The sequence below is a fragment of the Pontibacter sp. HJ8 genome, from assembly GCF_054824225.1.
The window spans coordinates 1-9,401 of the sequence record NZ_JSYF01000248.1; the positions used below are offsets into that span (position 1 = coordinate 1).

General features: G+C 53.0%; 6 protein-coding genes. 4 read left to right on the forward strand and 2 right to left on the reverse strand.

The features are described from left to right. Both OB13_RS11675 and OB13_RS11680 read right to left on the reverse strand, forming a co-directional pair. Window positions 1–1,082, reverse strand: a 1,082-nt coding sequence (locus OB13_RS11675) for an acyltransferase family protein (protein ID WP_461490344.1), incomplete at its 3' end; no start/stop codon positions are given. Window positions 1,083–1,144: 62 nt separating this feature from the next. Next, window positions 1,145–4,192, reverse strand: a complete 3,048-nt coding sequence (locus OB13_RS11680) for a glycoside hydrolase family 3 N-terminal domain-containing protein (RefSeq protein ID WP_461490345.1) — start codon at window positions 4,190–4,192, stop codon at window positions 1,145–1,147. Between the two features lie 396 nt (window positions 4,193–4,588). Here OB13_RS11680 and OB13_RS11685 point away from each other — a divergent pair, with 396 nt between their 5' ends. The 4 genes from OB13_RS11685 to OB13_RS11700 are packed head-to-tail and all read left to right on the forward strand — an operon-like array spanning window position 4,589 to window position 9,036. Then, entirely contained in the window at window positions 4,589–5,503 is a 915-nt protein-coding gene (locus OB13_RS11685; protein WP_461490346.1) for an N-acetylmuramoyl-L-alanine amidase, read from the forward strand. A 39-nt stretch (window positions 5,504–5,542) separates the two neighbouring features. Then, complete coding sequence (locus OB13_RS11690; RefSeq protein WP_461490347.1) at window positions 5,543–6,901, forward strand: D-alanyl-D-alanine carboxypeptidase; 1,359 nt, start codon at window positions 5,543–5,545, stop codon at window positions 6,899–6,901. A 51-nt stretch (window positions 6,902–6,952) separates the two neighbouring features. Beyond that, window positions 6,953–7,969, forward strand: a complete 1,017-nt coding sequence (locus OB13_RS11695) for a dipeptide epimerase (protein WP_461490348.1) — start codon at window positions 6,953–6,955, stop codon at window positions 7,967–7,969. Then, window positions 7,969–9,036: an aminotransferase class I/II-fold pyridoxal phosphate-dependent enzyme gene (locus OB13_RS11700; RefSeq protein ID WP_461490349.1), complete on the forward strand. Its 1,068-nt coding sequence runs from the start codon at window positions 7,969–7,971 to the stop codon at window positions 9,034–9,036. The genes OB13_RS11695 and OB13_RS11700 overlap by 1 nt, the downstream gene beginning before the upstream one ends. Window positions 9,037–9,401 lie beyond the last annotated feature (365 nt).

The window sequence follows — 9,401 nt, forward strand, 5'->3', positions numbered from 1 at the left end:
TTGCCTTCTGACCAACTCAAAAAGAGGTGGGTGTAAAGCCACTGTTGCAGGCTCATGTCATCTACCCGGATAAAGTTGAGCAGTTTGATAACCAGTGTAGCAAAGGCAAAAATGAACAGCGGGTTCTTGCCGAAAGCTTCAAAAAAGTAAGACCACTTCACATAGCCGGCTATCTCCAGTATAAACATCAGCGCGCCCAGTATGATCAGGCTGAGCCCTACGGAGTGCAGCACGTACGAGCTTGTCCAGAGGGGCTTGTTGATCGGGAAGGAGAGGTCCCATACCAAGGCTACCGCTACCAGGGCAGCACCTGCCAGACTCAGTTTGAAGACGGTGCTGAGGCTACTGCCTTTTTCCCGGATGAACATACCGGCAAAATAACCCGCGATCACATTGACAACGGCAGGCAGCGTACTCAGAAGTCCCTCCGGATCAAAAGGTATACCGAATCCTTTGTAGGTGTTTTCTTCGCGCAGGAACAAGCTGTCAAACTTCAGTGCAGCGTTGCCTTCAAGGCTGTACGGATCAGCCGGATCACCGAAGAAGTAGAGCACAGCCCAATAACCGAGCAGCGTAACTACACCAAAGATCATGGCGCCTTTGTACTTGAGGTAATGGATAGCAAGCGAGGCGATACAGTAGCAAAGCGCAATCCGCTGCAACACGCCCATGATCCGCACATTGGTAAAATCCTTCAGTACGATTTCGCCTTCCGGAGAGCGCATGATGAAAGGAAAGAGGTTGAGGAAAAGTCCGATCAGAAAGATGAGGGCTGTCCTTTTAAATATTTTCCGGAGGAAGACGCTGTTGGGCTGCGTCTCGAACTTGCGCATGCTGAAGCTCATGGCATTGCCGACCACAAACAGGAAAGACGGAAAAACCAGGTCCGTAATAGTGAATCCGTGCCAGGCAGCATGTTTGAAAGGAGCGTAGATGCTCCCCCAGCTTCCGGGGTTGTTGACGACAATCATCAAAGCGATCGTCATGCCGCGCAATACATCCAGGGCAAGATACCTCGCCGGGCTTTGGCTCTGTAACAGGCCGGCGTCTGTGAGTTCGCGGGCGGTGGTGTGGTTTCTCATGGGGTTCAGGGATGAGTATGAAAAGAACAGGCGCTCCGGTTGGTCCGGAACGCCTGTAGATTTTATTTTCCTAAGGTAGAAGCTTCTCCGGGTTGTTTTGCCTTTTGCATGGCATCGTATACCACCTGGAGCACGCCGGTACGGATGTTGAGCTGGCTCAGTTTGCTGTTCTCACGGGTTGGGTTCACGCGGTTGGATAGGAACACATACACCAGCTGGTTGGTCGGGTCGATCCAGGTATAGGTGCCTGTGAAGCCGGAGTGCCCGAAGCTTTCTGCCGGAGCGCTTTTGGCTGCATTGCCGTTGTCGGTGCCTGGTTTGGCGGGGCGATCAAAGCCAAGTGCGCGGTAATTGCCCTTGTCGCAGAACTGGCACTTGCTGAAACTGCTTACCACACCATCTGCAATGTAGCGCTTGTTGGCGTACAGGCCGTCGTTGAGGTATAGCTGCATGAGTTTGGCTACGTCGTTGGCGTTGCCAAACAGGCCTGCGTGTCCGCTCACGCCGCCCAGCATGGCAGCGCCCTCGTCGTGTACCGTGCCGTGCAGCAACTGCTTGCGGAAGTGCGGCTCAAACTCAGTAGGTACAATACGCGAAGCCGGGTAGTACTTGTATGGGTTGAAGGTCAGGGTGGTAGCCCCGAGCGGCTTGTAGATGAAGTTTTTCAGGTAGGTCTCGAAGCCTACGCCGGTGATGTTCTCCACTACTTTAGGAGCCAGTATGAACGACAGGTCGCTGTAGACGTATCCGGGCTTTTCGTTTAGCGGCGATTCCAGGATCTCGTCATAAATCTTGTCTGCATACTTGCGGTGGATGTAGAGGTTGTTGGCTACTTTGATCGGGAAGCGGGCAGAGGAGTCGGCTTTAAAGGTTCTCCACTTGAACTTGCCGTTTTTCTTTACGGTCTCTTGCCAGAACGCGATCCAGGATTTCAGGCGGGCCTGGTGCGTCAGGATGTCGCGGTAGTTGAGGTTCTCCTTGTCCGTATCCTCTGCCATCGGCAGGTAGGTGCCCAGTGTTTTGTTCTCATCAAAACGGCCTTCCCCTTTCAGACGCATAAAGGCCGCCAGGGACGTACTGATCTTGGTCACCGAAGCCAGGTCATAAAGGTCGGTGTTGAGCACCGGCTGCTGGTTGTCATAGGTATGGTAGCCGAAGGATTTCTGGTAGATGATCTTGCCTTCTTTGGCGACAAGCACCTGCGCACCGGGCGCCGCTTTTTCCCTGATCGCCAGGTATACGAGCGAGTCTATACCTGCCAGGTCCTGTGACTTCAGGCCCACCGCCTCCGGCATGGTATACGCCATTCGGAAACCGCCTCTTGTCAGCAGGCCATCATCAATTTTGAAGGCATTGCTCACCGTTACCGGTAGTTTGCCTGTAGCGCCTATACCTCCGAAGATCAGCTGCGAGGTCAGGTCTTGGGTTACGTCATTTTCCTGGTAGGCGGCAATCACAGCGTCGGCTCTGGAGAGGCTCTCTATTTCAGCAAGGCTATACACGTTGCCAAATACACTCACGATGGTTTTCTTGGTGCGGATGAGCTCTTTCAGGAACAGGTTGATCTCGGCAGTGATGCCGAAATTGCTGCTACCCGCCTTAAGCTGTAGCGCGTGCACCCCTGCAATGACCAGGTTATAATCCTTCAGTTTTTCCTTCATGCGCAACAGGTCTTCAATCGAGTTGGTCGGTGACAGGAAGAATGTGTCTACCTGGGTATAACGGGCCAGGTCACGCTGGAAAGCTGTTTCTTTCTTCGTGCCAATGGCCAGGGCGGCTACTTTGAGGGTATCCAGTTCCTGGATAGGCAGGATGTTGTCCTTGTTACGCAGCAGGGTGAGCGAAGCTTCGGTCAGCTGGCGGTTCAGGTATTGGGCGTGCGGGTTGTTGAGGTCTTTGATCAGGTTCTTTGTCTCAATCGGCTCAAACTTGTCGAGGCCTACCCACTGCTTGGCAGCCAGCACCTTGCGTACACGCTGGTCTATTTCAGCTTGCGTGATCTCCTTGTTGGCAATCGCTTTCTTCACTTCCTGGATCGTCATCTTCACGTCCATGGTGTTGAGGAGCACGTCGTTGCCAGCCAGCAGGGCTTTCACATCCACAATGCCGGGCGGGTAAAACTTGGCTACGCCCTGCATGTTGAGCGCATCCGTAAATACCAGGCCTTTGTAGTTGAGCTCTTTTTTGAGCAGGCCCGATACGATGGGTTTGGAGAGAGTGGAGGCCAGGTTCGGCGTGTTGTCGAGCACCGGGATGTTCATGTGCGCCACCATCACGCTGCCCAATCCTTTTTCCATGAGCTGGCGGAACGGGTATAGCTCCGTGGAGTCCAGGCGGATGCGCGAAAAGTTGATCAGGGGCAGTCCGTAGTGGGAGTCCACGTTGGTGTCGCCGTGGCCCGGAAAGTGCTTGGCGCTGGCCAGTACATGGTTGTCCTGCATGCCCTGCATATAGGCCATCGATTTGCGGGCCACATTGTATTTATCTTCCCCGAAGGAGCGGAAGCCGATCACCGGGTTGTTGGCGTTGTTGTTGATGTCTACCGTGGGCGCAAAGTTCACATGCACGCCCAGGCGCCTGCACTGGCGGGCAATCTCGGCACCCATCTCATATATCAGCCGTTCGTTTTCTATACCTCCCAGTGCCATCTGGAACGGGAAGCGGATCGTGCTGTCGAGGCGCATGGCCAGTCCCCACTCTCCGTCGATGGAAACCATCAGGGGTACTTTGCTTTCTCTCTGATACCGGTTGGTCATCTTCGCCTGGCGCACCGGGCCTCCCTGGAAAAAGATCAGGCCGCCTACTTTATAGGTTTTCACCAGGTTGCTGATCGAGTCGATGTGCGCCTGGTCCTTGTTAGAGTAAACCGGGATCATGATCAGCTGGGCGATCCGTTCTTCCGGTGTTAGGGTGTTGAACACAGAGTCAACCCAACGCTGGTTGGTGAGTTGCAGGAAATCTGCATCCCGACCAGGGGAAAAGGCTGCTGCCGTAGCTTTGGCGGCAACTGATTTGCCGGAATTTGCTTTTTTAGTCTGGCCTTGCACGTGTTGGGTGCCAAAGAGGAGCAGCAGAACAACTGCAAGGGAAAAATAAGGGTGTGGTTTCAATGTGATAAAGATTTTATTGTAGCAGATACACTGCAATTTAACAGAAATAGAAGGAATGCGTTTTTATTTGCGGTATTTTTTTAAATTCCTGCAAATAAAAGCAATATTGTAGACGCAAAAGTAAGTAAGCAATCAGTAGCCAAAGATACAGCGCTAAATCAGGTATACCAATTATTGGTTGTCCTCGCTTGCATTCCGCAGCTTTTAGTCATGTAAGAAGCCCCGCTGCTTGTAGCGGATCTATACCGCCAGTTGCGCTCACGCTAAACTGGCGAAACAAAAGGGTAATGGTTTTTAATGGAGAAGCCATTCGCTGCAAAATGTTCAGCGGACAGAAAGCCTGCACCAAGAATAGCCAATTTGAATTTATATATTTACTTTGTTAAGTAAAAATTTATGATGTCTTTATCTCGTCGAGTCTTTTGTCTTTTGCTGTTCTGCGCCTCGTTTGCTTCCTGCACCGTGAACCCGTATGCAGCCACTAACCGCTCGTATAAAAAGCAAACGAAAGCCTATGCCAAGTTCCTGCGGACCACTCCGCTTCCTTCCTCCGAAGAAAAGCCTTATCCGCAGGGCGACCATTGGGTAGGCACCACGAACTTCAACCTGCGCAAACCCAACTTTGTGGTCATCCACCACACGGCTCAGAACTCCACCGATCATACCCTGAAGACCTTCACCATGCCCTCGACACAGGTAAGTTCCCATTACGTAATCGGGCGCGACGGCAAGGTATACCAGATGCTCCACGACCACATGCGCGCCTGGCACGGAGGCAACGGCAAATGGGGAAGCACGACAGATCTGAACTCCTCTTCCATCGGCATCGAGCTGGACAACAACGGCTCAGAACCTTTTCCGGACGAGATGATCAACAGCCTGCTGGGAGTGCTGGCCAAGCTCAAAAAGGAACACGGTATACCGGACGCCAATTTCATAGGACATGCCGACATTGCGCCGGTGCGCAAAGTGGATCCAAGTCCGCTTTTTCCGTGGAAGACGTTGGCTGACAATGGGTTTGGGATGTGGTATGACGAGGATGTGCTGGCCAGTGAACTGGTGTTGCGCGAAGTGCCTGTGGCCGGCGACAGTACCAAAGCCCCATTACTTGTGATGGAGACGGTTCCCAAACATGTGCTACCCGAAAATTTCAACCCGCTGGATGCCCTGCGCATCATCGGCTACGACATACGCAACCCGGAGGCCGCTACCAGAGCCTTTAAGATCCATTTTATCCAGACAGATGTCGAGGCCCCGCTGACGGAAGATGAGAAGTTGATCCTGTATAATTTGTATAAAAAATATTTGTAATATCACAGTGCATTAACCACCAAAACGGAGCCCATACAAATGACCATCCTCCCAAAACTGACCTTCCGCTATACCTGGCGTTACCTCTCCTGTCTGGGCTTCCTGTTGCTCCTGGGCTGTAGTACCTCGAAACCCAAAACACCTGCTCCGGAACCGTACGGTCCTGCAGAGATACAGCGGCAGGTGTCGGAAGTGGCGGTGTTGCAGCAAAGCTTCGTGGGTTTTGCGCTGTATGATCCGGCGCTGGGCAAGATGGTGGTGGAGCAAAATGCAGACAAGTATTATGTGCCTGCATCCAACACCAAGCTATTCACGTTCTATGCAGCCTCCAAAATGCTGGGCGATTCCATCCCTGCCCTGAAGTACGTGGCCAAAGGCGACTCGCTGCTTTTCTGGGGAACCGGCGATCCGACCTTCACGCACATGGATTTGCAGAATACCATCGCGTACGATTTCCTCAAAAACCGCAAAGAGAAACTCTACTACATCGAGGCGCCCATCACCAGCACACCATACGCCATGAACTGGGGCTGGGACGACTACAACTACTATTATCAGCCGGAGCGAAGCGCCTTCCCGGTACACGGCAACATCGTCAAATTCAAAAAGGACAGCACGGCCACTGCCTATACCATCACACCTGTTTTACTCAAAAAACGCGTCTGGACAGATTCGTCCCGTACCGCGCATAGCAACACGTTCCGCAGAGCCTGGCGCACCAACGACATCGCCTACAATCCAAAGCGGGCGCAGGTCGCCTTCTCCCAGGAAGTCCCTTTTATTACGTCTCCCGAACTGACGGTGCAACTGCTGGCTGATACGCTGAAGCGCCCCGTGAAACTGGTGAAGCGTGCTATACCTGCCGGTGCCCAGACCTTGCATGGCCTGCCAGCCGACAGCGTTTTTAAGCGCATGCTGCAGGTGAGCGACAACCTGATGGCCGAGCAGTTGATGATGCTGAGTTCCGGTACTCTCTCCGATACATTGTCCGTAGAGCGTGCGATCAAATATGCGGTGAAGAACTACCTGGCCGACCTGCCGGATACGCCGGTGTGGATTGATGGCTCCGGCCTGTCGAGCATGAACATGTTCACACCGCGCTCCATCATCGCCCTGCTTCAGAAATTGCAGCAGGAACGCCCGCAGGAGAAGTTGTTCCCCATGCTGGCGGTAGGCGGCAGACCGGGCACTTTCCGGAACATTTACAAAGCTGATGTGCCGTTTGTTTTCGGGAAGTCGGGCACCTTGTCGCATGTGCACAACCAGAGTGGCTACCTGATTACCAAAAGCGGAAAAGTGCTGCTCTATAGCTTTATGAACAACAACTTCAAATCGTCTTCGTCAGAAATCAGGAGCGCCATGGAGCGCATTATGACCGAGGTGCACGAGAAGTACTAAGCTGAACAAAACAACATACCCTATACCTTACGAAACTAACGAACAGACCCCATGTTGAAACTCACGATGCGTTCTTTTGATCTGCCGCTCCGGCATACCTTCACCATTTCCTACGACTCGCGCGACGTACAGGAAACCCTGATCGTGGAGCTGCAGCAGGGTGATCACAAAGGCTATGGCGAAGCTACGAGCAATCCCTACTACGGCTTCACCATTGAGAACATGACCAATGCCCTGGAGAAGATCCGGGAGAAGATAGAGTCCACGGAGCTGACAACTCCGGAAGCATACTGGGCAGAAATGCAGCCGCTGCTGGCCGATAATCCGTTTGCGCTTTGTGCATTGGACCTGGCAGCAAACGACCTGTATGGCAAAATGAACGGACAGCCGCTGTATAAGCTATGGGGTCTGGAAGCCAACAACATGCCGTTGACCGACTATACCATCGGGATCGATACGGTAGAAAATATGGTCAAAAAGCTGAAGGAAATGCCGTGGCCACTCTATAAGATCAAGCTGGGAACGAAGGAGGATGTGGCAATCATCAAAGAGCTGCGTAAGCATACCGACGCGGTGTTCCGTGTAGATGCAAACTGCGCCTGGGGGGTGGAGGAAACCATCGAGAACTCCCGTCAGCTGAAGCCGCTGGGGGTAGAGTTTATCGAGCAGCCCATGCGGGCCGACGACATGGAAGGTATGAAAGAGGTATACCAGCGCTCCGAGCTTCCGCTGATCGCGGATGAAAGTTGCATTACAGAAGCCGATGTGGCCAAGTGTCACGGCTACTTTCATGGTGTGAACATCAAGCTTACCAAATGCGGCGGCCTCACGCCGGCCCGCCGTATGATTGCGGAAGCCAAAAGCCTGGGCTTGAAAGTGATGGTAGGTTGTATGACCGAATCCAGTGTCGGTATATCGGCAATCGCCCAGCTGCTGCCGCTCCTCGATTATGTGGACATGGACGGAGCCCTGCTGCTCAGCAAGGACATCGCTTCCGGTGTAACCATCAACTTTGGCAAAGTAAACTATAGTGAAGTAAACGGTACCGGGGTCACCCTGATTGCCTGATGACGGACCAGGTATACACAGACCAGCTGCCGGGCCGCACCCTGGTAGTAAACGGAGAGGAGTACCTGTTCTGCAGTGGCACTTCGTACCTGGGTATACCTGTCAACGAAGATTTCAGGCACTTCCTGCTGGAAGGTATGGCCCGCTACGGCACCAACTATTCCAGTTCCCGCAATTCTAACCTGCAACTGCAGGTGTTTGAAGAGGCGGAAAGTTACCTGGCTACCTATACCGGTGCCGAAGCAGCGCTCACGATGTCGTCCGGTTACCTGGCCGGGCAGGCGCTGGTGCAGACACTCCAGAGCATCGGACATTTTATCTATGCGCCCAACACGCACCCGGCCCTCTGGCGCAGTACAGCCGACGAAGTGAGCGGTGATTACGATGCCTGGGTGGGAGCCATGTTGCAGCAAGTAAAAGCCCTGCCGGAGGAAAACATCGTTCTGGTCTGCAATTCGCTCGATCCACTCAAGGCCCGCAACCATGGTTTTAGCTGGCTGACGGCCCTGCCCGGCGACAAGCAAATTACGTTGCTGGTAGATGATTCGCATGGTTTTGGCGTGACGGGTCAGGACGGCGCGGGTATTTTTAGTCAACTGAAGGGCCGGTTACAGGCGAACGTGCGGCTGGTAGTAGCCAGTTCAATGGGCAAAGCGCTGGGTATACCGGCAGGGGTAATACTGGGCGACAGAAAGCTGGTGGTTCAGGTGCGGCATAGTCATTATTTTGGAGGCGCTTCGCCGGCTATACCTGCTTATCTGTATGCGTTTCTTCGCTGTGAAAGTGTATTCCGGGAAGCCCGCAGGAAGTTGTTTTCCAATATCGGGTATTTCCTGGAGCACCTGCAGCAACCGGAGCAATTCAGTTTTTTTGACCAGTATCCGGTATTCGGAGTACATCAGCATCGTTTGGCTGCTTATCTGCAGGAGCACCAGGTGATCATCTCCAGCTTCCGGTATCCGACGCCTGCTGATGATCCTATCACCCGTGTGATTCTGAGCAGTCAGCATACCGAGGAGGATTTGCAGCGCCTGACGGGGTTGATCAATCAGTTTGAAGGGAAGTAGTTTTATTCAAAGTATACCTGAGGTATAGCTTTAGCATAATCAGGCTTCAACCTGTCGTTGTTGTATAGCTTCGCCTGTCCGGCGGGGACCTACTTTTTTTCTTGGCAAAAAAAGTAGGCAAAAAAGCCAAGACGCTCCAAACTCGCTGAACGCTCGAGCAGTGGAGCGTCAACAAAGTGCACCTGGCTAAAGCCTCTGTTCTATAGCAGCTGTTGCAAGGATGTCTGCTATACCTGTCCGCTATACCTACCCGTACAGGAATCCTCCCCTTGAGGGGAGCTAGAGGGGTGTCTTAACAGAGGCTATGAAACTAGAACTGGAGCCAGTAGTAATAGCAGGCTCCCCTCCTTAGACAAGGAGGGGCA